Below are 22,965 nucleotides of genomic sequence, written 5' to 3' on the forward strand. Positions count from 1 at the left end.
AATGGATAAATATTCCTATATAGCTAATGCTCACGGTAACTACATTGAGGAGCTATATCAATCATACAAGAATGACCCTGAATCTGTTGATCAAAGCTGGCAAAAGTTTTTTGAGGGCTTTGAGTTTTCACAAAAAGATTACAACGGTGCAGGCGCATCAGGTGATTCACCTAAAGTATCATCTAAAGAAACCCAGGTAAGAAACCTTATTCATGCCTATCGCATGAGAGGTCACTTGAAATCTAAAACCAACCCTGTAAGAGACAGACGTCCGCATGATGCCAGAATTGGATTAGAAGATTTTGGTCTTACTGAATCTGACTTAAAAGAAAGTTTTTCAGTTGGCGAAGATTTAGGAATTGGTAAGTCAAGTTTAAAAGATATTATAGACTTATTAAATAAAGTCTACATAGGTTCAATTGGCTTTGAATATATGCACATCCGTGATCCTAAGATTGTGGATTGGTTTATTGACAAGGCAGAAAAACCTAAAGGTAATTACCAGCCATCTAAAGATGAGAAGAAACAAATTTTATCTAAGCTTAACGAGGCTGTAATATTTGAGAATTTCCTTCATACAAAGTTTTTAGGCCAGAAAAGATTCTCCTTAGAAGGTGGTGAAAACACTATTGCCTTTCTTGATAAAGTGATTAATCGTTCTTCAGAGCTTGGTACTAAAGAAGTTGTCATTGGTATGGCTCACAGAGGACGACTAAATGTTTTGGCTAACATCATGGGTAAAACCTATGAGCAAATTTTTAGCGAATTTGAAGGGAACTCAGATCCGGACCTTACTATGGGTGATGGTGATGTAAAATATCATATGGGTTACTCTAGTCATCTTGAAACGAAGGCTGGTAATAAAATGTATGTGAAGCTTACTCCTAACCCATCTCACCTGGAAGCTGTTAATTCAGTAGTTCTTGGGTACTCCAGAGCTCAAATAGATGATGAATATCACGGTGATCCTAAAACCGTCATTCCAATACTCATTCATGGAGATGCAGCCATAGCTGGCCAAGGGATAGTTTATGAAACTACCCAAATGTCATTATTAGAAGGTTACAGCACAGGTGGAACTATTCACTTCGTAATTAATAACCAGGTAGGTTTTACTACCGATTATGATGACGCAAGATCTAGTATTTATTGTACTGATATCGCCAAAATGATTGATGCACCAGTGCTTCATGTAAATGGTGATGATGCTGAAGCTGTAAACTTCGCTGCAAATTTGGCAGTAGAATATCGTCAGCAGTTCAATAAGGACATATTTATAGACTTGCTTTGCTACAGACGCCATGGACATAACGAGAGTGATGAGCCAAAATTCACTCAGCCTAAGCTCTACAATAAAATAGCAAAGCATGCTAACCCGAGAGAAGTTTATGTTAAGAAGCTCACTGAGCGTGGCGACTTAGACACTAAAACCATCAAGGAGTTAGAGAAAGATTTTAAATCTCAGCTGCAAGACAGACTTAATGAGGTTAAGCAAAAGCCTTTACCTTATAAACCTCAAAAAATTGAGGAAGAGTGGAAGCAGCTTAGATATTCTAAACCTGAAGATTTCTTGCATTCTCCTGAAACAGGTATTTCAAAAGATACTGTTAAGAAAATAGGAGAAGCTTTAACTACAATTCCGAAAGGCTTTAAACCACTAAAGCAAATTGACAAACTTCTTAAGGAGCGTAAAAAGAACTTCTTTGAAGACGAAATGCTTAGCTGGGCCGATGCTGAATTGCTAGCCTATGGGTCGTTGCTATTAGATGGCCATATAGTTCGTATGTCCGGTCAGGATGTCAAGAGAGGAACCTTCTCGCATAGACATTCATATTTATTTGATGCTGAAACCAATGAAGCTTATTGCAACCTTGATCACATTGAAAACAACCAGGATCAAAAATTCAGAATATTCAATTCACTCTTATCAGAATTTGGTGTTCTAGGGTTTGAATATGGATATGCCATGGCCACCCCTAATGCCTTAGTTGTTTGGGAAGCGCAATTTGGAGATTTCGCTAATGGCGCTCAGGTAATGATAGATCAGTTTATTACTTCAGCTGAAAGTAAATGGCAAAGAATGAATGGCCTGGTAATGTTATTACCTCATGGTTATGAAGGTCAAGGTCCTGAACACTCTAATGCACGTCCGGAAAGGTTCTTACAATTGGCAGCAGAGCAAAACTTGATTGTTACTAACATTACAACGCCTGCCAACCTATTCCACATGTTTAGAAGACAAACAACATGGGAATTTAGAAAGCCTCTGGTTCAGTTTGCTCCTAAATCATTATTGAGACATCCTAAAGTGATCTCTCCAGTAAAGGAATTTACTGAAGGTTCATTCTGTGAGATTTATTCAGATTCTTACGTAACCAACAGTAAAGTAAAAAGAGTACTGCTTTGCTCTGGTAAAGTTTATTATGATTTATTAGAAAAGCAGCAAGCAGACAAGCGTAAAGATGTTGCCATAATAAGGATAGAGCAATTGTATCCTTTTCCGATGAACCAGATAGATGAAGCTATGAAGAAATTCAAAGATGTTGAAATCTGCTGGGTACAGGAAGAACCATCGAACATGGGCTATTGGGCTTACATCCTAAGAACAGTAACCAGCAAAGGTTCCATCAAGCTTATCTCAAGAAAAGCAAGTGCTTCGCCAGCAACAGGCTATATGAAGGTACATAAGGCCGAGCAGGAAGCACTAGTAGAGAAAGCTTTTAACTTAGAAGCATAATAATTTTATTAAAGATATTTTTATACACAACCAACAAACACAATGAGTTTAGAAATTAAAGTTCCAGAAGTTGGTGAATCAATCACCGAAGTAACAATAGCCAGCTGGCTAAAGAAAGATGGTGATTATGTGGAGCAAGACGAAATTATAGCCGAGCTCGAATCGGACAAGGCTACCTTTGAGCTACCTGCTGAAGCTGCAGGTGTGCTTAAAATAAAAGCTGATGAAGAAGAAACTGTAGAAATAGGCGCTGTCATATGCGAGATTGATACAGACGCAAAAGAAGGCAGTGGAAGCTCTGATTCATCTTCTGACAAAGAGGAAGAGAAAAAAGAAGAGGGCTCTTCAGCATCTAAATCAGAAAGTTCTTCAAGCAACGGACCGAGCAAAACAGGTGAAATGCATACTATGGTAGTTCCTACTGTAGGTGAATCTATAACAGAAGTTACTATTAGTACCTGGTTAAAAGGGAATGGTGACTATGTTGAAATGGATGAAATTATCGCTGAAGTAGAATCTGATAAAGCAACATTTGAGTTACCAGCAGAAGCCAACGGTCTATTAGAAATAGTAGCTGAAGAGGGTGATACTATAGAAATTGGTGCCACTATCTGCAAAATTGAAGTAACTGAAGGTAGCGCTCCATCATCAGATGCAAGTGGATCTGGTTCAGACAGCAAAGAAGAAACAACCTCTGCATCGTCATCAGATAGTGATAAGGAAACTTATGCTACAGGCCATGCCTCTCCGGCCGCTGCCAAAATATTAAAAGAGAAGGGTATTGATCCTTCGAATATAAAAGGCACAGGTAAAGATGGTCGCATCACAAAAGAGGATGCCGAAAATGCCGAGAAGCAAGCTAAATCTCAAGAGTCCACTAAACCAAAAGAAAGCGGAAAAGAAACTGCAAGCTCAGCACCTGCTCCGTCTGGCGAAAGAGATCAACGCAGAGAAAAGATGTCAAGCCTAAGAAGAACAGTGGCAAGACGTTTAGTAAGCGTTAAGAATGAGACGGCCATGTTAACTACCTTCAATGAGGTTGACATGAAGCCGATCATGGACATCAGAAAAAAATACAAAGAGCAGTTTAAAGAAAAGTATGAAGTAGGTCTGGGCTTTATGTCATTCTTTACTAAAGCTTGTACGATGGCATTAAAAGAATGGCCTGCTGTAAATGCTCAAATTGATGGTAATGAAATGGTTTTCAACGATTTTGTTGATATGTCGATAGCCGTATCATCACCAAAAGGTTTAGTAGTTCCGGTAATTAGAAATGCTGAGCAATTGAACTTTAATGAAGTTGAGTCTGAGGTAATCAGATTAGCTAAAAAAGCAAGAGATGGCAAGTTAAGTATCGAGGAAATGTCAGGTGGTACATTCACCATCACTAATGGCGGCATATTCGGATCTATGTTATCAACTCCGATCATCAATGCTCCTCAATCAGCTATTTTAGGAATGCATAATATTGTTGAGCGTCCGGTAGCTATTAATGGTGAAGTAGAAATCAGACCGATTATGTATGTAGCACTTAGCTATGACCACAGAATAATTGATGGTAAGGAATCAGTGAGCTTCTTGTATAGAGTGAAGGAGCTATTAGAAGATCCGACTAGGCTATTGTTAGGAGTATAAATTGTATTAAGATTAGCTGTATTAAGTATTATGATCATTCTAAATGCATAGGTATAAGGATCTTAACATTTGGATTAAATCAGTAGATTTATCAGCTAAGATTTACGATGTAACTGAGTCATTTCCAGAAAATGAAAAGTATGGTTTAGCTTCACAAATCAGAAGAGCAGCTGTTTCTATTCCTTCTAACATTGCCGAAGGAGCTGGCAGAGGTGGATATAAAAGTTTTAATAACTTTTTATCAATTGCAGTAGGCTCTCTATTTGAACTAGATACACAGTTAATTATAGCAAATAAAGTTAACATATTAAGTAAGGATGATTTAATCAAACTACAATCAGAGATAGAACATCTATCAAATATGATTTTCAAGTTCAAATCAACTTTAAATCTTAATACTTAATACAGTCAATCATAAAATCACTAAAAAATGAGTAAATACGATGTAACGGTAATAGGTTCTGGCCCTGGTGGATATGTAGCAGCAATCAGATGCGCTCAGCTAGGTATGAAAACCGCCATAATCGAGAAATATGATACTTTAGGAGGTACTTGTCTTAATGTAGGATGTATTCCTTCAAAAGCACTCCTTGATTCCTCAGAGCACTATCATAATGCTGAAACAACTTTTAAAGAACATGGCATTGGCCTTAGCAATTTAAAAGTGGATATCAAGCAAATGATAGCAAGAAAGGCTGACGTTGTAAAGCAGAACGTAGATGGTATTGCTTTCTTGATGAAGAAGAATAAGATTGACGTTCACACAGGTGTGGGATCATTTGTAGATAAAAACACTATCAAAATCACTGATTCGAAAGGTAAATCTTCCGAGATTTCTACTGATAAAGTGATCATCGCTACTGGCTCTAAACCAGTAGAGCTGCCATTTGCCAAATTCGATAAGAAAAGAATTATCAGCAGTACGGAAGCGCTCGAGCTTAAAGAAGTACCGAAGCACATGGTAGTGATTGGCGGTGGTGTAATTGGCCTTGAGCTGGGGTCTGTTTACAAACGAATTGGATCTGATGTAACTGTTATTGAATTTCTTGACAGCCTTATCGCTACTATGGATGGCACTATGGGCAAAGAGATGAAGAAGAGCATGAAGAAGCTCGGTATGGATGTGAAGTTAAAGCATAAAGTAACCAAAGTTGAGGATAAGGGCAAAGAGGTAGAAATAACTTTTGAATCTGACAAAGGTGAAAGCCAAACGATAAAGGCAGATTATTGCTTAGTTTCTGTAGGTAGAAAGCCCTATACAGAAGGTTTGGGCCTTGAGAATGTTGGTTTAAAAACTGACGACAAAGGTAGAATCGAAACTGATGAGCACTTGAGAACTTCAGTTGATAATATTTATGCCATAGGTGATGTAGTGAAAGGTGCCATGTTAGCTCATAAAGCTGAAGAAGAAGGTGTATTTGTTGCTGAAACCATGGCCGGTCAGAAGCCTCACATTCATTATAAACTCATTCCTAATGTAGTATACACCTGGCCGGAAGTTGCTGGTGTGGGCTATACCGAAGAGGAATTAAAAGAGAAGGGAACTAAATACAAAACGGGTTCATTCCCTTACAAAGCATTAGGTAGGGCTCGTGCGAGCATGGATTTAGAAGGTCTCGTAAAAGTTATTGCTGATAAGGAAACAGATGAGATTTTGGGTATGCATATCATTGGTGCACGTGCTGCTGATATGATTGCTGCTGGAGTTACTGCCATGGAATATAGAGCATCGGCAGAAGATGTATCTCGTATGTCACATGCACACCCAACTTATATGGAAGCTGTAAAAGAAGCTTGCTTAGCGGCTACTGAAAACAGACCAATTCATATGTAAATGATTGAATCCTAATCAAAAGCGAAAGGCCATTTGTAAATACAAATGGCCTTTTTTTATTGGTAATTGCTCCAGCTAAGGTATACTTCAGTATCTTTATGCTTCTTATTAGAAAATCATGAAAAGATCATTAAAATCCCTTTTATATCTCTTTCTAATCCTTTCCTTTACATTTTATGCCTGTGACGACAGTGATAATGTTATTGTTGTTGTTAACGACAAGGTAGAAGAGAATGATACAGTTGCTGATAATAGCAGTCAAGAATTAACCATTTTCTTCATCAACGACCAGCATGGAGAAATTGATAATTTCGCAAAAGTGAAATACCTGGTAGATAAAGAAAAAGAAAGTAGAAATACTTTATTAGTATGCGCTGGTGATATTTTCTCCGGAAACCCGATTGTTGACCAGTATAGCCAAAAGGGATTTCCGATGATTGACTTAATGAACAAAACCGGTTTCGACATTGCTGTGCTGGGTAATCATGAATTTGATTATGGGATTGATGTATTAAAAGAAAGAATGAACGAGGCTGATTTCAAATGGATCTGCGCAAATGTCGATATGCTGAGTAGCGGGGTCCCTCAACCTGAAGCTTATAGCACATTAGAGGTTGGTGAATTAAAAATAAGTTTCATTGGTCTGGTTGAAACATTCGGAAAAGAAGGTGCTATTATTCCATCAACTCACCCGTGGCGTGTGACGGAACTTGAATTCCAGAGACACTATGATGTGATAGGACAATATGATGACATCAAAGATCAGGAGGGTTCAGATTTGGTAATTGCACTCACTCATTTAGGCACAAGTAGTGATATCAGATTGGCCGAAGAAAATGATTTCATCGATGCAGTTATTGGTGGACATTCGCATCAGGTAGTTGAAGAAAAGATTAATGAAAAGCCTGTTGTTCAGGCAGGATCAAATTTATATTTATTAGGTAAGCTGAAGCTGGAAATAGAGGATAAGAAAATCATCAAGTCTGAAGTAGAAATGATCAACCTTAATGATTTTGATACTGAAGATGCTGACTTAGCCAAATTAATCGCGGACTATAATAACGCACCAGAATTTGAGGAAGTAGTAGGCTTTGCAACGAACTATCTCAGCAGAGATGAGATTGGATGCTTTTACACAACAGCACTAAAAGATTACTATAACGTAGATGCTTCTTTTCAAAATGGTGGAGGCATTAGAGCAGATATTGATCAGGGAGATATTACCGCTTTAGAAATATTCAATATGGATCCTTTCAATAACCAAAGCGTAATTTTTACCCTGACTGCTAAAGAAGTAAAAGACTTCTTCCGAGAAACTGGAGCTGGCCTTCATATTTCAGGTATTTATTTTGAGCAATCAGGAAATACCTACACCATGTACGATGAGGATGGAAATATCGTAAACGATAACGAGGAAATTACCATAGGTATTAACGATTATATTCCTGCCGTGTATGACAGCTATTTCCCTTTAGAAAAAGCCACCATTCAAAACCTCACTACGGCAGAAAGTATCATCAATTATTTAAAAGAAGTCAACACAATAGATTACGATAATTGTGATCGCTATTATCAATATTAGCGATTAAAAAGTTGAGATTAGGGCTGTCTTATTTAAGCTCTAATTTCAAGTACTTACCAGTATAGCTATCTTTCTTCTTGATGATCTCTTCTGGGGTTCCTGTAAACACAATGTTACCACCTTCCTTACCACCTTCAGGCCCAAGGTCTATTAAATAATCAGCCACCTTGATCACGTCCATATTGTGCTCAATTACTAGTACCGTATTGCCTTTATCCACTAATTTTTGTAGTACTAGAAGCAAATGATTGATGTCCTGGAAATGTAAGCCTGTGGTAGGCTCGTCCAAAATATAGAAGGTATTTCCAGTATCCTTTTTAGATAGTTCAGTAGCCAGTTTTACCCGCTGCGCTTCACCACCAGAAAGTGTAGTTGCATGCTGACCTATTGTGATATAGCCTAAACCTACTTCAGCAAGTGTTTGTATTTTCCTCAAAATCTTAGGTTGGTTTTCAAAGAATTCTACAGCCTGCTCAACCGTCATATCCAGCACATCGGAGATTGATTTACCTTTAAAGCGAACTTCTAAGGTTTCTCTATTATAACGCTTCCCCTTACAAGTTTCACAAGGCACATGTACATCTGGTAAGAAATCCATTTCAATAAGCTTCATTCCTGCACCCTCACATGTTTCACATCTCCCTCCCTTAACATTAAAAGAGAACCTGCCTGGCTTGTAGCCTCTGATTTTGGCTTCAGGCAGATTACTAAAAAGCGCTCTGATATCAGTAAATACGCCAGTATAAGTAGCTGGATTCGACCTTGGCGTTCTACCAATTGGTGATTGATCTACTTCAATTACCTTATCCAGATGTTCCAAACCCTTCAGCCCTTTATAAGGCATAGGATCTTTCTTTGACCTATAAAACTTTTGATTCAATATAGGATATAAGGTTTCATGAATGAGTGTGGACTTACCACTACCTGAAACACCGGTAACACACATTAGTGTACCTAAAGGAAACTTTACATTAACATTTTTAAGGTTGTTGCCTGAAGCTCCCTTAAGCTCCAAGAGTTTATCATTTCCTTTCCTTCTCTCTTTAGGTGTTTCAATTTCCAATTCACCGTTTAGGTATTTGGCTGTATTACTCCCTCTGGCTAAAAACTCATCAGGATTACCTTGTGCCACTACTTTACCTCCATGTCTACCTGCACCTGGTCCAATATCTAAGATAAAATCTGAAGCCAGCATCATATCCTTATCGTGCTCCACCACCATTACAGTGTTACCGAGGTCGCGCAAGTCTTTCAAGGCAGTAATCAACTTCATATTATCACGCTGATGCAAACCAATACTCGGTTCATCTAATATATAGAGAACACCTACCAACTGAGTGCCTATTTGCGTAGCTAGTCTTATTCGCTGTGCTTCTCCACCCGACAAGGTTCTTAATGGTCTGTTAAGTGAAAGGTAATCCAAACCAACATCAGTCAGGAAGCCGATTCTTTTGCGTACTTCTTTTAATACCTCTACACCAATTAATAATTGTTTTTCTGTAAGCCGTTCTTCCAAACCAGTAAACCACCCTGCCAGCTCACCAATATTAAGCATTGCCAACTCAGAGATGTTCTTACCATCAATAAGGAAATGTAAGGACTCCTTTTTTAACCTTGCTCCATTACAATCGGGGCATGTCTGAATAATCATGAAATCCTTTAGCCAATCTCTGGTTTTATCAGTACCTGTTTCTTGCTGCTTCTCCAGAAATTTTATGATACCTTCAAAGGCAGTTGCCCAACTAGTGCCTGGATACTTTTTTGAGGCTACCTCAACCTTGCGTTTGCTACCATAAAGAATTACATCAAGTACTTCACGAGGAAATTTATTTAAAGGAGTGGAGATATTTACATCCGTATTTTTAAGGATGGCATCTATCTTCTTAAAAATCCATATATCCCTGAATTCACCCAGAGGTGCTATTCCTCCACGGGTAATGCTCAAATTAGGATCAGGAATTACCGTTTCCTCTGTTATGTGCTCTATTTTGCCTAATCCGTTACAGGTAGGACAAGCTCCATAAGGTGAGTTAAATGAAAAATTGTTGGGCGCGGGCTCTTCGTATGCTAAACCGGTTTCAGGATCCATCAGATTCTTAGAGAAATGACTGATGTTACCATCAGTGTCGCGCGCCATCATGATACCTTCACCATGCTTTAAGGCTATTTTTACAGATTGGGTAATTCTGAAACGATCTTTTTCATCTACTACTATCCTATCAACAACAATCTCAATATCGTGTGTTTTATACCGATCAACTTGCATTCGCGCATCAATCTCAAGGATCACTCCATCAACCCGGGCCTTGGTGAAGCCCATTTTTCTGATTTGTTGAAATAATTCCCTGTAATGACCTTTACGCCCCTTAATTACAGGAGCCAGTATGGTTAACTTCTGGCCATCAAACTCATTAATTAAATGGTCAATAATTTGATCTTCGGTTTGGCGCTGCATTCTCTTACCTGTTTTATAAGAAAAAGCTTCACCAGCCCTTGCATACAATACACGAAGGAAATCATAAATTTCTGTTACTGTCCCAACTGTTGATCGTGGGTTTTTAGAAGTAGTCTTTTGTTCAATGGAAATAACTGGAGAAAGTCCATTAATTTTATCAACATCAGGCCGCTCCATATCACCTATAAAGGAACGTGCATAGGCCGAAAAACTTTCCATGTACCTCCTCTGCCCTTCGGCATAAATGGTATCAAAAGCCAAGCTTGACTTGCCACTGCCACTTATGCCCGTTATAACAACAAGCTTATCACGAGGAATGGTTACATCAATATTTTTGAGATTGTGCTCGCGAGCACCTATTACCTCAATATATTCTTGATTATCAGTTTTGACTGTGTCTGTTTTTGTTAATTGATTGGTATCTTCCATAATTCAGTAGAACAACAAAATTACCAATAACTCAGCTTAATGTTTGTATAATGGGTTAACAAATAAATAATTACTGATCTGTTTGATCAGCCGTTATCTGCTTTGACCTTTTTTGACTCCAAATGATGATAGCAATACCTGCCAACATATAAGGAATACTAAGCCACTGCCCCATATTAAGAGCCATTGTACTTTCAAATTCAACTTGATCCGCCTTAACGAATTCAATTAAAAATCTGGCAATAAAAATCAGTAGGAAGGTAAAGCCCAGAATAAAACCTGGCTTGTTGAATTTCTGATTCTTTAACCAATACAGAAAACCGAAAATTAGCAAATAACTAAAGGCCTCATAAATTTGAGCAGGATGTCGGGGAAGTGCATCCACATCTGTAAATATAAATGCCCATGATACATTGGTAACACTTCCTACTATTTCACTATTCATGAGGTTACCCAACCGAATAAATATGCCTGCCAATGGCACCACCAGCGCAATAGTATCGATTAGCCAAAGTGTATTGATTTTATATTTTCGTGCATATAGGATAATTGCAATAATTACCCCGACTCCGCCACCATGACTGGCCAAACCTCTAAAGCCTACAAACTCAAATGTTGGTGTGAACCTAAAGGGTAAAATTATTTCAAGAGGATGCTGAGAAAAGTATTCCCAGTCGTAGAAAAGACAATGCCCTAATCTGGCGCCTAAAATTGTACCTACTACTAAATAAACAGCCAGGTTATCAAGCAGCTTCAAATCTAATTCAGCCTTTTTGAATCTGGCTTTTACAAACTGATAGCCCAGCAAGAAGCCAAGTCCAAAAAGTACAGAATACCATCTTAACTGATAAACACCTAAGTCAATTATAATTCCATCCGGATTCCAGACGATGTAGTTTAGCATGCTATTGTTTTATAAATTCAACAATCCCGTTTTCCAAATAAGGAATACTATCCCTTTTTTCGGGAGTATTTCTGTAAAGCAAATGAAGTTTGTGCATGCCTTTATCAAGATACGACACATCTAAATAAGCCATCAAGCCAGGCTGATTTGTTTTTGGATGCTTCATGAAATAGTAATCACTTGTAAAGACAGAGTCATCAACCTGAAGCAAATAGAAATTATTTAAACAGCTTAACTTAATTGAGTCAGATAAAGATGATCTAAGTGCATAAACAGTATCATTAACAAAGCACGAGTCTTTCATTCTGAAAGTTTCATTTACTGAGTTGTGGGCAATAAATGCTTTTAAAAAGTCATCTTTTATGATATCTCTTTCAATTTGTATTCGATAAATTATATCTGTTTTGGCCAAGTTTTCATAATGCTCAGTGAACATCACCTGTTTATCCTTTGTGAGCCTGTTTATTTCGATATCATTTAGCAAATCAAATTTATTTCTAGATGCCACATCAGCAAAAATGGAGATTGAGGTAAAGATTAAGACAAATAGAAAAACCTTCCATTTTTTATGATTTGAGATGAAATGGTAAAGAACGTCTCTATAAAGAAATGAAAGTGTTATAAAGCTCAGAAACCTGTACAAAGGATAGTAGATCGCTGATATGTATGGTATGCGTTTCAGTAGCCCTAAGGATATAAAGTCAATTATATAAATGAGAAATAAGCTAATGAATACTTTGTCTATTATGCCGTAGTATGCAAAATCAGGAGCTATTTGAACGATACATAAAAAGAAAACAGTAATGATGAGAAAGGCTATAAGGAAGCCGAAAACTATCATGAAAAATAAAAAACCTAAAGCAAACATTGAACTACATAAGCTCTCCAGTTTCTTTATTTTATCAAGAGGATCTTGATCTGCCCGTATATGCTTCATATATCGCTTGGCATAATAAAGCTTAGATTTTTTTATCCCGCCAGGATAAACATAAGATAACCCCACAAAAGCTACCCAAATAGACCTGAACATTAAGTGTGCAGAGAACGCTACAATCAGCCAATAAACGGCAAGGCGCATCACATTGGTCAAGGTATCATCAATTGTTCCAGTATAAAATACTGGATATGAAAATTTGATTAAATACTCTCTGAGCTCCATGAACTTTGGCGGTAGTTGAAATAATGCCAAAAGCACAATACCTGAAATTAATATCTCAGGCTCCCAACTTTGCTCCTGAATCCGAGCTAGCCATCTAGGCATTTCCTTTTTATGTTGAGCCATTTTTATTTAATTGACAAAGGTCGATTGATGCTTTCTTCCAAAGATATAAAAGTCTCTGTTCTTTCAATCCCTTCAATAGGCTGGATTTTATCGTGTAATATGTTTTTCAGGTGGTCTGTATCCTTACAAACTATTTTCACAAACATGGAATAAGCTCCCGTGGTATAATGACAGTCCACAATTTCAGGAATGGCCTTCAAAGCAGTTACCACATTATCATACAAAGAACTTTTCTGTAAGTAGACTCCCAGAAATGCCGTGATATCCATACCGAGCTTACTCAGATCAACCTGAAGCTGTGCCTGCTTAATAATACCCAGCTTTTCCATTTTACGCATTCTCACATGCACTGTGCCTGGTGAAACAAACACTTCTTCAGCAATTTCAGTATAGGGCCTTCGGGCATCATGCATCAGTATATTGAGGATGGCTAAATCCGTATTATCAAGTTGATAATTTTCCATATGTTTCAGGGTCTTGTTTTAACATATTCTCATCAAATATAAAATATATTTATCATATCTGTATTTATTTATACTTTTTATTAGATTTTATTTAACCTATTGATGTTTTTATTACCTTTGAAATATCAGAACAGCAAAAAGTGCTGTTTTTATTTAAAATTGTTAAGTGATGATCTCAAAGTAATCGAGATTTCAACTTGCCTTAATTTTGTAGGGTGATGAAACTGGCAGACATGCCCTCCTATCTCGGGGGTGAAGGTTCAGGATAAACTCTGACACACTCACGATAAGTTATTTTGCTTTTGTTTAATTGCTTATCGTGAAGTCAGAGCTAACTACTTCGTGGAGGTTCGAATCCTCCCCCTACAGCAATTTATTTGGATTAATATTGTGAGGTGATGAAATTGGCAGACATGCCCTCCTATCTCGGGGGTGGAGGTTCAGGATAAACTCTGGCGCACTCACGATAAGTTAAGACATAGCCCTTAAGTTATCGTGATGTCGGAGCTAACTACTTCGTGGAGGTTCGAATCCTCCCCTCACAGCAAACAAAAAGAGACTGAGCAATCAGTCTCTTTTTTATTTAATAGTTACTCAACTGTCATTAGCTTAGCCATTTTCATGTAGTATTACTGTGTGCACATTTTAGCAGATAATTCTTTGGCAGCCTCAGCACAATCTGTTCCATCGCAAGGAAACTCCTCACCATCATATAAGTATCTGCACTGGCTTGCTGAACAGCAAGTTTCAAATTCTCCACAGCTGTTTGAAGAATTCTGGCAGCTTTCCTTATCGACATCCTCTCCAAGATTACAACCAATCATGAAAACACCTAGAATTAATACCGTAACAAAATTTAATACTTTCATCATTCAATAATCATTGTGGTGGCAACAAGCCAACTTTTGTTTCCTTAATTATTCTCAAATTAATGGTTTTAATTCCTATTCATAAAAAAAGCCCTCTCAAAATTGAGAAGGCTTTCAAAATATTGAAATAAATCAGGTTTAATCTTCTATTCTATAAGCAACCACCTTATTGCTAAAGAAGGTCGGCACATATAGCATCTTATCTGAAGTATTCAAACCAATATCAGCTGTTTGTGACTGGCCATCAGTACTCATTAATAAGTGCGCCTTATTACCCATTACATAATAAATTTCTCCTTTCCATCTACTTGCGATGTACACATCGTCATTTAACATGGTTAGTCCATCACCTCCTGTAACTGAATCATTCACCATCATAAACTCTCCTGTGCTAAGGTCAAGACCTCTCAGACCATTCTTATCTAAGGTCATTAGGTAGTCACCTTTAGCTAAAAGACCGTTAACAGATTCAACGCCTTCAGCAACAGTGCTGAGCTCACCATTCTCAATTTTATGAATCATGCCTAGGGCCATGTCAGATGCATAAACAGCATTGTCAGATACGGTAATATCATTTAGAAAATCAGCCTTTTCAGGTTTCCATTCTTTAGTCATTTTACCTGTTTTTAAATCAATGGCTACTATTCTGTCGATGTCGGTCACATATAAATGTCCATCGAATATGCCCATACCTTTAGGAGCATTTAAGCCTGTAGCCCATTTTAAATTCTCTACTTTACCATCAAGGCTAAGAATGGAAATAAATCCTTTACCATCCTTATCAAGTGGCTTTCCGTCAATATTAGATACGTAGAGTTTTTGTCCGTCAGCATCATATAATACCGATTCGTTGGTTGTAAGCACAGTATCTGTTTCCCAAACTTTTACCAATTTTGGGTCAACTGAAGCTTCCTTGGTTTCCATGGTTGCAGTGGTATCTTCTTTCATATTTTGATCATCCTGATTCTCCTTTTTAGAAGGGGAGCAGGCTGCTACCAAAATCATGAAGCTCAATACAAATAATAAATTTTTCATAGTCCGATTTTTTTTGGGTTTGCTTAAGGTAAACTGATTAAATATGGAAGTGTTTAGTCTTTGTTTGACCTCAGGAAGTAATTTGACCTCTATATTTGAGAACGTTGCGCAGTGCCATTCTCCTAATATCCTTTTCACGCACTCCGGACTGCCTATGCAGTATAAACTGAAACTTTAAAGCGCTAAAATTTTCATTTATTTTAATGATCTTGAGATTATAGCTATCATCCTTTATAAATTTATGATAAGCAGATAAAGACTCAACTATATACTTCTCCAGCGATTCTATATCTTCCAGTTTGTCATTCTTCATGTCAAAATCGAAACTTACCTTTCTGACACTCCTCTTTGTATAATTAAGAATTTGTGAGGTGAAAATTATACTGTTAGGAATGTAAATAAGGTCTTCATCATCATTTACTAAATGGACATTGGTAAGTGTAATATCAATAATCTTTCCTTTCTGATCACCTATTTTAATTTCATCACCTATGGTTAATTCATCGGCAAACATAATGATCATCCCATTGATCATATTTGAAATATAATCTTTCGATAGAATAGCAATTGCTGCCGCCACAATACTTAATGAGGTAATTAAATCAATAGGGTCAATTTCAAATAGCAAGAGTATGGCAGCTACCAGAATAATAGAATGTAGCATGGTAGCTATATGGTTAATGCCTAATTCAAAATTATTCTTTATACCCTTCTTCGATTTATTTTTCCTGATATAAAAGAACACCACCAGTAAGCGAACTAGTGAAATCAATACATCGGCATAGAAATAGAGACTCAATGCCTTTATGAAATGAAGCGGAATGCCGAAGTCAATCATTTCCGCCCTGTAGAAGCTCAGTAGAAATAATGCTGCCGCAAAGAATAAAACCTTCACAACAAATTTTATCCTTCTAATTTTTTCTCCGTTTGTAGATTGATTGCTCATATTAATTCTAATTATTCCGCAAGTTAATAGAATTGTAACCTTCAATGATAGGCGCTTAACATAGTATGCCTTATTTTTGCAAAAAATTATATTATGCAAGATTCAAAAAGAAACCCATGGCATGATGTGTATTATGGAGATGAAGCTCCAGAATATGTGAATGCTGTAATTGAGATACAAAAAGGAAGTAAAGGAAAATTTGAGTTAGATAAAGAAACTGGCTATTTAATACTAGATAGGGTATTATTTAGCTCCGTACATTACCCAGCCAACTATGGTTTTATTCCACAAACTTATTGTGACGATAAAGATCCGCTGGATATCATGGTAATATCAACCATTGAATTGCCACCACTTTGCATGGTAAAGGCTAAAGTTTTAGGTGTGATGAAGATGATTGATCAAGGTGAAGCTGATGATAAAATTATTGCCGTAGCAGCAAATGACATGGCTGTAAACCACATGAATGATATTAGTGATTTACCTCCTCATACTTCTAAAGAAATGCAACGCTTCTTTGAAGACTATAAAAAATTAGAGAATAAGGAAGTTGTAGTAGAAGACTTCTTTGATAAAGCTGAAGCGCTGAAAGTAATCAAAGAAAGTATAGAACTTTATAACACCAACTTTAAATAAAAATGCCATTCCAAACTCGATTTGGAATCTGCTCTAAAAGGTAGTCTCTACCTGAGTAGATTCTGAATCAAGTTCAGAATGACAAATTAATCTATGCCTATAAATAAGGCTTAGCTGTTTCCATGTTCAACTTGAAAACTTCTTAATCAGCTGAGCGGATTCGACCACCAGAGCTTGAATTCATATTTTTAATTTTTGGTTGGCCACCATAGGTAATTCTTCCTGATGAGCTGGCAGAAGCACTCATTTGCTCTTCAACATGCACCTCAATTCTTCCAGAAGAACTAGTAGCTAAATCAGCAATTTTGCAATTAAAATCTTCAGCATTTATATCTCCTGAACTACTTACAGCTGCTTTCAGGTCTTCACATTGTCCTTTCATTTCTAAACTGCCAGAGCTACTTACACGTGCATCAACTTTGCGGGCATTAATGTCTGCTTCAATATCAGCAGAGCTTGATACTGCTATTTCTACATCTGCTGCATCAGCAGCTACTTTTATGCTTGCAGAGCTGCTAGCTTTTAATTCTAAATCATCTGACTTAAGCCTGTCCTCTACCAAAATACTGGAAGAGCTTGTTGCTTTCAATTCACTTAATTCTTCAGTGTAAGTAACGATAACCCTAACTCTGTCACTGCTACCAATATTCCAGTTCTGATCTTTCTCAATTTTTAATGTTCCTCCTGAAACTTCGGTAATTACATCCTCTAAATCTCCGTTAGTAATAACTTCTGCTGAATTGGAGCTTCCTTTCTTCAAAGTTACTTTGATGCTCTGGCTGGCATGTACTTCTGTAAAGGAGTTTAATTTTCTGGTTTCTGAATCTTGTGCCATCAATATTACAGGCACAAAAAGGGCTACAACTAATAATAACTTTTTCATAATGGGCGTAAATGTTTAGTTTCTTTTAGTTATAGATGCTAAAAAAAATTTATGGTTGCATCTTTTCCAGAATTATTAAAAACTAAACCAAAAATTAAGTGAAATGAAAAAGATAAGCTGCCAGACTAACAGCATACTGGCTAGTTTATTCTTGGTTGGTATTTGAACAAAGTAATAAATACAGAAAATAAGAAAAGCAATGATGGCCCAACCCAAGTAATTCTGCAGCGGTATCTGGTTATTTTCCCACTGCCAGAAATTTAAAGCAACAGCAATAGGCTCAATAATAACATCAATGGCTACCGTTAAAACAGTAGCAAGTATTACTCGGCTAAAGTTTTTCACCCTCATTGAACTTAATAAGCTCCAAATACAAAAAGTTATTATAAACCAGTTAATACCTATAATTATTGGCACATTGAATAATTGAGGACCTAATGTATCAGGATAATGGTAGCTGCCAAAGATAAGACCGTATTGAACGCCCAAAAACTCCGCTCCAAAACCAATAATGTAACATGCTGCCAGGCAAATCACCAATCGGAAATCCAAATCACGCTGGTATATTAAAAGCAATAGGAAGGATAGCAATAGATTAAAGGCCGTTTTTGCAACGAACCACTCCTCAAAACCCAGCATAATACCAAATGCTCCGAAAAAGTAAAATGCAGAAATAATCCACACACCAATTGAAGGCCTTGTCCACAAATAATTATGCCAATTTTTAAGTGCTTGCATGAGGTGTTAAATCATCGATGATTTTAGCTGAAAGTAAACAAAGCGGAATGCCTCCCCCAGGATGTACACTTCCTCCTGAAAAGTACAAATTTTTAATCTTCCGATGAAAGTTAGGATGTCTTAAAAAAGCAGCAAACTTACTATTTGAACTTGTACCATAAAGGGCTCCACCAGAAGAAGAGGTTTTGCTTTCTATGGTTCTTGGCTCCAAGATATGCTCTGTAATGATATGTTCAGCTATATCAAGCTTGAGACGCTTACTTAGCTTCTCAATTACATTTTTTCTTATTTGATCAATCAGCTTGTCCCAATCCTGACCTGAATTTGCCGGTACATTTACCATTACAAACCAGTTTTCCATTCCTTCTGGGGCATCAGTTTTAGTAAGTTTTGAGCTGATGTTTACGTAAACAGTGGGATCTTCATAAACATCTTTACTGTCAAAAATGTGCTTGAACTCTTCTTTGTAATTATTGCTGAAGAATATATTGTGTAAGCCAAGCTCTTTAAAATTTCTATTAACTCCCCAATAGAAGATAACAGCTGAGCTACTTCTTTCCTGATTTAACACCTTCTCTGGCTGAGGCTGATCTGCCATGAGTTCTTTGTAGGTAGGATAAACATCCATATTGCTTACAACCAAATCAGCAAGTTGCTGCTCGCCATTTAAACTAACACCAACTGCCTGATGCTGCTTAATTAATATTTCATCAATTCTGCTGCTATAATGAAATTTCACTTCCAGACTTTCTGCCACCTTAACTAATTTCATGGTGATTTCGTGCATACCTCCTTCTGGATAGAAAGTACCTCTGTTCAATTCTAAGTTAGCAATTGACGTTAATATGCCGGGCGCTTTAAAAGGACTAGAGCCATTGTAGGTGGCAAACCTATCAAAAAGTTGTGTGAGCTTTTCATCTTTAAATTTCCTTTCATTGAGTTGATGCATACTCTCAAAAAGGCCCATTTTGTAAATATTGAGAACAGCGGGAATGACTTGAGGCGAAAGGAAAGTGCTGCTTTTGTGTAAGGACTTTTCCAGAAAAATACGAGCTGTTTTTTCAAACTTAAATTCAGCAGACGCTATATACTCAACAATTTTTTTTGCCGGAATATCAAATTTGGCTTCTACTTCCTTACCAAATCTTTCAGGATTGGTATAAGCTGTAAGCTCCGCTCCATCATCCCAAAAATACCTGCATGATTCATCCAGTTTTTTATAATCAAAGCTTATCTCAACATTGGGTGCTTGTAACGAAACAAGCTCATCTACTAATTCCGGCAAAGTAAATAGGGAGGGACCAGCATCAAATCTAAAGCCGTCTTGTACAAAAGCTGTCAGCTTTCCGCCAGGGTATGTGTTCTGCTCATAAACATCCACCTGATAGCCTTTCTTGGCTAAGCGGATTGCTGTAGCTATACCGCCAATTCCTGCTCCAATAATTATTGCTCGCATATTTTCCTATTCTTAGTCCGAAGATAAAAACGATTTTGCTAACCCATCATGTTTTATAAAGTTTAATCCGTTTAACACATCAGGTATGATAATTGATAGTTCAATGAAAAATGAACCTTTATGAAACAACTATTAGCCTTGCACATTTTAATACTCTCCATCCTCGGATGTCAAAGTGCCAAATACAAAGAAAGTTTAGGTTGTTTGGCCAATATCCAGCAAAGCAAAATTGTAGTTTCAGAAAATTCTCTAATCAAAAATAGTAGTCTTATATCCTTTACAGAAAATTTGAATGCCCGGCTAAGTGATTGTGGTAGTACGGTTCTATTCAAGCCAATGCTTGAATATGATTTGAAAAAGGCAAGAATACTTTATTCAGAAGAAGCTACAGATGAACTTGTAATGAGGGATGAATTAGGTATTCGTTATTTGCTGAAAGTAGATTTGATAGATGCTCAAACAGGAATGTTCTATAACAGCCTCAGCAATTATGAAGAGGACAATTATCCTCATTTACGAGATGAAACAGAAGATCAGCTTAAAATGGCTTTTACATTAATTGATCTTAATACTAATTCTACCAGATATTTTTTCAATATCTCCTCAAGATCTATCCCCTTGGCTATACCATCTGAATCATCGAATAGTAATTATCAATCTGTTGAACAAGATGGCGCCTCAGATCTCAATGAATACATCAATCCAGCAACATTAAGTGGTACATTTAATACCGCCTTTAATAAGGCCGAAAAAAAGATGGCTCAAAAATGTGCCTGCAAGAATTAAAAAAGGGGCACTCCACAATGCCCCTTTAAGTTTAGAAGAAATAGGTCAGACTTGCTCTGGCAAAAAATGGAGTGCCAGGTGTAAAGTGTATTTCTGAAGTTGGCTCTAATTCATTTCTAAGACGCGACTCCGTCTCAAACTGCGCTTCTTTCCATTCTTCATCAAGTATATTTTCAACCGACAAACCTATCTGGAAACTAGGTCTTGTGTAATTCAATACAGCATCTAATAAGAAATAACCTTCAGCTGTGATGCTATTATCCTCATTAGCTGGTCTGTCATCAAGATAACGATAACGCAAGCTTCCATTGATACCGTTCTTAAAATCAAAACTAAGACCTCCAATGCTTGTAAAAGTTGGAGCTAATGGGATATTATTATTGCCTTCATCCTCATCAAGTGCTACTGGGTCGGTTAGGTTGACATCAGTATCAAAATAGAGCCAATCAAGTAGCTGATACCTTACAGATACGCCAATTCCTTTTCGCTCGGTACGTCCACTCGGCTCTACAATTCCTGCATCTCCTACGTAAACAAATTCTTGCTCTAAAAATAAATACCATAGAGCTGCATTTACTGTCATATTAGGAAAAGGCTTAAACGTGCTCCCAATATCGCTGCTATAGGCTTTTGGTAAAATATCTTCACCATTTTGAGCTACTACAACTCTTGTATCATTCGAATGAAAGCCAATTCCTCCTTTTGCAAAAAGATTCACACTTTGATTAAGCTTATAATTAAGATTCAACTTAGGACTCAAAATACCTCTCTCTTCACTTTGTGTTTCATAATTTGTTTGAAGTTTATCCACATAGTTGAAAACAAAATAATCGTATCTAAGCGAAGCAGTGGCTGAGAACCTTGAATTGAACTGCATATTCTCAGAGACATAGGCATTAAAATTTAGTTCATCAACGTCTCCACGTGCATAATCAAATAGTACTTCCTTTCTGTTTATTGTTTTGGAAAGTCTTATGTCATTAACATCGTCATACCTGATTCCGCCACCAACCGTAGTGAATACATCAACACCCGCTAGGCGATCATCTCTCTCATATGAACCTTTATAGCCATATATTTTCCGCGCTTCACTTTGGGTTATTTGATCTCCATTTATAGGATCCTCCAAGAAAAAAGTAAAGTTCGATACCAGATTGAATTTATAATCGATCAAATAAAGTTGATGGCTGAGACTACTTTGGTCGTCAATCGGTTTCAAATATTGCAGATTGAGATTTGTACGGCTTGTTTCACCACCTTCAGTATCATCTATACTTCCAAATCTGCTGATCATTCCACTTTCGACAGCTCTTACAGGTATTTGACCTGATGCATCCCATGAGCTGGTAAAAGTTGAGGCAGAAGCTTCTATCAAACTATTGTCTGCTAAACGAGTAGAATACTTTCCCATAAAGTTTATTCTTGAAAAGTTCTGATCACTTTCAAAATACCCATCGGTCAAGTAAAACTCAGATGCAAAATACAAATCCTGCTTTTCCTTCTTGTCCAGTAAATCAATCATACTTACAGTTCGAAGTGTACCGAATTGTCCACCTTCAAGTTTTACACTGCTTTTATCTAAATACGATTTGGTTTTAAAGCCTGCGTAACCAGCCGTATTAAAATTACCTTGATCGGCATAGTAAGGCCCTTTGTTAAAATCAACCTGTTCAATAGTTTCAGGAATCAAAAAGTGTAAATCTGAATAACCCTGGCCATGGGCATGCGAAACCATATTAACCGGCATTCCATCTACTGATAGTGTTATATCTGTTCCGTGATCAATATCAAAGCCTCGTAAAAATATTTGCTCAGCTTTTCCTCCACCCGCATGTTGGGCTATAAATAAGCCGGGAATTATTCTGAGTACTTCCTGGCTACTTTGTATAGGCCTAAGATTAATATCAATTTTCGATATTTTTTGAAGGTTCTTTTTCTCATCTACAGAAACCATTACATCTTTCAATTGAATGCTGCATTCAGACAACGTAAAGTTCTCTTTAGTATCAGCAGTAAGCATTATCTCTTTGCTTACCGATTCAAAACCCACATGAGATAGTTTGATCTGGTAATTACCTGGTTCAAGTTCTATCTTATAAGCTCCGAATTTATTGGTAGATGTCCCAATTTCATCGTTTAAAAGAATATTTACATCTGAGAGTGGCTCCCCACTATCTGATTGAATAAAACCTGACAATTCTATATTTTGAGCCTGAAGCGCATCTGGAAGCAGACAGATGCCTATCAGTAGTATAGTTATCTTTAAATAATTCATTTATATTTTTTTGCATAGC

18 protein-coding genes are annotated in these 22,965 nt (G+C 37.1%); 7 read left to right on the forward strand and 11 right to left on the reverse strand.

Annotation, left to right across the window (positions count from 1 at the left end):
* Position 1: 1 nt before the first annotated feature.
* The 5 genes from JKP34_RS00360 to JKP34_RS00380 all read left to right on the forward strand — a co-directional run bounded on the left by JKP34_RS00360 (position 2) and on the right by JKP34_RS00380 (position 7,788).
* Positions 2 to 2,737 carry a 2-oxoglutarate dehydrogenase E1 component gene (locus tag JKP34_RS00360; protein WP_201916540.1) on the forward strand — a complete coding sequence of 912 codons (2,736 nt, stop codon included), beginning with the start codon at positions 2 to 4 and terminating at the stop codon, positions 2,735 to 2,737.
* 42 nt (positions 2,738 to 2,779) lie between these two features.
* On the forward strand, positions 2,780 to 4,372 hold the full coding sequence (gene odhB, locus JKP34_RS00365; protein ID WP_201916542.1) for a 2-oxoglutarate dehydrogenase complex dihydrolipoyllysine-residue succinyltransferase: 1,593 nt from the start codon (positions 2,780 to 2,782) through the stop codon (positions 4,370 to 4,372).
* A gap of 43 nt (positions 4,373 to 4,415) precedes the next feature.
* Complete coding sequence (locus JKP34_RS00370; RefSeq protein ID WP_201916544.1) at positions 4,416 to 4,775, forward strand: four helix bundle protein; 360 nt, start codon at positions 4,416 to 4,418, stop codon at positions 4,773 to 4,775.
* Positions 4,776 to 4,802: 27 nt separating this feature from the next.
* Positions 4,803 to 6,206, forward strand: coding sequence for a dihydrolipoyl dehydrogenase (gene lpdA, locus JKP34_RS00375; RefSeq protein WP_201916546.1), 1,404 nt, complete (start codon positions 4,803 to 4,805; stop codon positions 6,204 to 6,206).
* 118 nt (positions 6,207 to 6,324) lie between these two features.
* Complete coding sequence (locus JKP34_RS00380) at positions 6,325 to 7,788, forward strand: bifunctional metallophosphatase/5'-nucleotidase (protein WP_201916548.1); 1,464 nt, start codon at positions 6,325 to 6,327, stop codon at positions 7,786 to 7,788.
* A 28-nt stretch (positions 7,789 to 7,816) separates the two neighbouring features.
* Here the strand turns inward: JKP34_RS00380 and uvrA are convergent, their stop codons facing one another.
* The 7 genes from uvrA to JKP34_RS00415 all read right to left on the reverse strand — a co-directional run bounded on the left by uvrA (position 7,817) and on the right by JKP34_RS00415 (position 16,172).
* A complete protein-coding gene (gene uvrA / locus JKP34_RS00385; RefSeq protein ID WP_201916550.1) occupies positions 7,817 to 10,672 on the reverse strand; it encodes an excinuclease ABC subunit UvrA in 2,856 nt (951 codons plus the stop codon).
* A 70-nt stretch (positions 10,673 to 10,742) separates the two neighbouring features.
* Positions 10,743 to 11,576 carry a prolipoprotein diacylglyceryl transferase gene (lgt, locus tag JKP34_RS00390; protein WP_201916552.1) on the reverse strand — a complete coding sequence of 278 codons (834 nt, stop codon included), beginning with the start codon at positions 11,574 to 11,576 and terminating at the stop codon, positions 10,743 to 10,745.
* Position 11,577: 1 nt separating this feature from the next.
* The gene (locus JKP34_RS00395; protein WP_201916554.1) at positions 11,578 to 12,858 is read right to left on the reverse strand and encodes a hypothetical protein; all 1,281 of its coding nucleotides are present in this window, start codon (positions 12,856 to 12,858) and stop codon (positions 11,578 to 11,580) included.
* 2 nt (positions 12,859 to 12,860) lie between these two features.
* The gene (locus JKP34_RS00400) at positions 12,861 to 13,322 is read right to left on the reverse strand and encodes an Lrp/AsnC ligand binding domain-containing protein (RefSeq protein ID WP_201916556.1); all 462 of its coding nucleotides are present in this window, start codon (positions 13,320 to 13,322) and stop codon (positions 12,861 to 12,863) included.
* Positions 13,323 to 13,951: 629 nt separating this feature from the next.
* Positions 13,952 to 14,194 carry a hypothetical protein gene (locus tag JKP34_RS00405; RefSeq protein WP_201916558.1) on the reverse strand — a complete coding sequence of 81 codons (243 nt, stop codon included), beginning with the start codon at positions 14,192 to 14,194 and terminating at the stop codon, positions 13,952 to 13,954.
* 135 nt (positions 14,195 to 14,329) lie between these two features.
* Entirely contained in the window at positions 14,330 to 15,226 is an 897-nt protein-coding gene (locus JKP34_RS00410; RefSeq protein ID WP_201916560.1) for an SMP-30/gluconolactonase/LRE family protein, read from the reverse strand.
* 70 nt (positions 15,227 to 15,296) lie between these two features.
* Positions 15,297 to 16,172: a mechanosensitive ion channel family protein gene (locus tag JKP34_RS00415; protein WP_201916562.1), complete on the reverse strand. Its 876-nt coding sequence runs from the start codon at positions 16,170 to 16,172 to the stop codon at positions 15,297 to 15,299.
* A gap of 93 nt (positions 16,173 to 16,265) precedes the next feature.
* On the opposite strand from JKP34_RS00415, the gene JKP34_RS00420 reads away from it, so the two are divergent.
* Entirely contained in the window at positions 16,266 to 16,808 is a 543-nt protein-coding gene (locus JKP34_RS00420; RefSeq protein WP_201916565.1) for an inorganic diphosphatase, read from the forward strand.
* Between the two features lie 142 nt (positions 16,809 to 16,950).
* On the opposite strand, the gene JKP34_RS00425 is transcribed toward JKP34_RS00420, so the two are convergent.
* The 3 genes from JKP34_RS00425 to crtD form a co-directional block, all read right to left on the reverse strand.
* Positions 16,951 to 17,691: a head GIN domain-containing protein gene (locus tag JKP34_RS00425; protein WP_201916567.1), complete on the reverse strand. Its 741-nt coding sequence runs from the start codon at positions 17,689 to 17,691 to the stop codon at positions 16,951 to 16,953.
* A gap of 75 nt (positions 17,692 to 17,766) precedes the next feature.
* Positions 17,767 to 18,429 carry a carotenoid biosynthesis protein gene (locus JKP34_RS00430; protein ID WP_201916569.1) on the reverse strand — a complete coding sequence of 221 codons (663 nt, stop codon included), beginning with the start codon at positions 18,427 to 18,429 and terminating at the stop codon, positions 17,767 to 17,769.
* Positions 18,416 to 19,885, reverse strand: coding sequence for a 1-hydroxycarotenoid 3,4-desaturase CrtD (gene crtD / locus JKP34_RS00435; protein WP_201916571.1), 1,470 nt, complete (start codon positions 19,883 to 19,885; stop codon positions 18,416 to 18,418). The genes JKP34_RS00430 and crtD overlap by 14 nt, the downstream gene beginning before the upstream one ends.
* 120 nt (positions 19,886 to 20,005) lie before the next feature.
* On the opposite strand from crtD, the gene JKP34_RS00440 reads away from it, so the two are divergent.
* Complete coding sequence (locus JKP34_RS00440) at positions 20,006 to 20,671, forward strand: hypothetical protein (protein WP_201916573.1); 666 nt, start codon at positions 20,006 to 20,008, stop codon at positions 20,669 to 20,671.
* 31 nt (positions 20,672 to 20,702) lie between these two features.
* Here JKP34_RS00440 and JKP34_RS00445 read toward each other — a convergent pair whose 3' ends face one another.
* Positions 20,703 to 22,946, reverse strand: coding sequence for a TonB-dependent receptor (locus JKP34_RS00445; protein ID WP_201916575.1), 2,244 nt, complete (start codon positions 22,944 to 22,946; stop codon positions 20,703 to 20,705).
* Positions 22,947 to 22,965 lie beyond the last annotated feature (19 nt).

Origin of the sequence: Marivirga atlantica (genome assembly GCF_016734805.1) — a bacterium.
Classification (GTDB): domain Bacteria; phylum Bacteroidota; class Bacteroidia; order Cytophagales; family Cyclobacteriaceae; genus Marivirga; species Marivirga atlantica.

Bases quoted from the DNA above. Each gene is read 5' to 3' on its own strand.
- crtD (WP_201916571.1), bottom strand. From the start codon at position 19,885: ATGCGAGCAATAATTATTGGAGCAGGAATTGGCGGTATAGCTACAGCA.
- JKP34_RS00425 (WP_201916567.1), bottom strand. From the start codon at position 17,691: ATGAAAAAGTTATTATTAGTTGTAGCCCTTTTTGTGCCTGTAATATTG.
- JKP34_RS00420 (WP_201916565.1), top strand. From the start codon at position 16,266: ATGCAAGATTCAAAAAGAAACCCATGGCATGATGTGTATTATGGAGAT.
- JKP34_RS00380 (WP_201916548.1), top strand. From the start codon at position 6,325: ATGAAAAGATCATTAAAATCCCTTTTATATCTCTTTCTAATCCTTTCC.
- JKP34_RS00440 (WP_201916573.1), top strand. From the start codon at position 20,006: ATGAAACAACTATTAGCCTTGCACATTTTAATACTCTCCATCCTCGGA.
- JKP34_RS00410 (WP_201916560.1), bottom strand. From the start codon at position 15,226: ATGAAAAATTTATTATTTGTATTGAGCTTCATGATTTTGGTAGCAGCC.
- JKP34_RS00370 (WP_201916544.1), top strand. From the start codon at position 4,416: ATGCATAGGTATAAGGATCTTAACATTTGGATTAAATCAGTAGATTTA.
- JKP34_RS00395 (WP_201916554.1), bottom strand. From the start codon at position 12,858: ATGGCTCAACATAAAAAGGAAATGCCTAGATGGCTAGCTCGGATTCAG.
- JKP34_RS00430 (WP_201916569.1), bottom strand. From the start codon at position 18,429: ATGCAAGCACTTAAAAATTGGCATAATTATTTGTGGACAAGGCCTTCA.
- uvrA (WP_201916550.1), bottom strand. From the start codon at position 10,672: ATGGAAGATACCAATCAATTAACAAAAACAGACACAGTCAAAACTGAT.
- JKP34_RS00400 (WP_201916556.1), bottom strand. From the start codon at position 13,322: ATGGAAAATTATCAACTTGATAATACGGATTTAGCCATCCTCAATATA.
- JKP34_RS00415 (WP_201916562.1), bottom strand. From the start codon at position 16,172: ATGAGCAATCAATCTACAAACGGAGAAAAAATTAGAAGGATAAAATTT.
- lgt (WP_201916552.1), bottom strand. From the start codon at position 11,576: ATGCTAAACTACATCGTCTGGAATCCGGATGGAATTATAATTGACTTA.
- JKP34_RS00405 (WP_201916558.1), bottom strand. From the start codon at position 14,194: ATGATGAAAGTATTAAATTTTGTTACGGTATTAATTCTAGGTGTTTTC.
- odhB (WP_201916542.1), top strand. From the start codon at position 2,780: ATGAGTTTAGAAATTAAAGTTCCAGAAGTTGGTGAATCAATCACCGAA.
- lpdA (WP_201916546.1), top strand. From the start codon at position 4,803: ATGAGTAAATACGATGTAACGGTAATAGGTTCTGGCCCTGGTGGATAT.
- JKP34_RS00360 (WP_201916540.1), top strand. From the start codon at position 2: ATGGATAAATATTCCTATATAGCTAATGCTCACGGTAACTACATTGAG.
- JKP34_RS00445 (WP_201916575.1), bottom strand. From the start codon at position 22,946: ATGAATTATTTAAAGATAACTATACTACTGATAGGCATCTGTCTGCTT.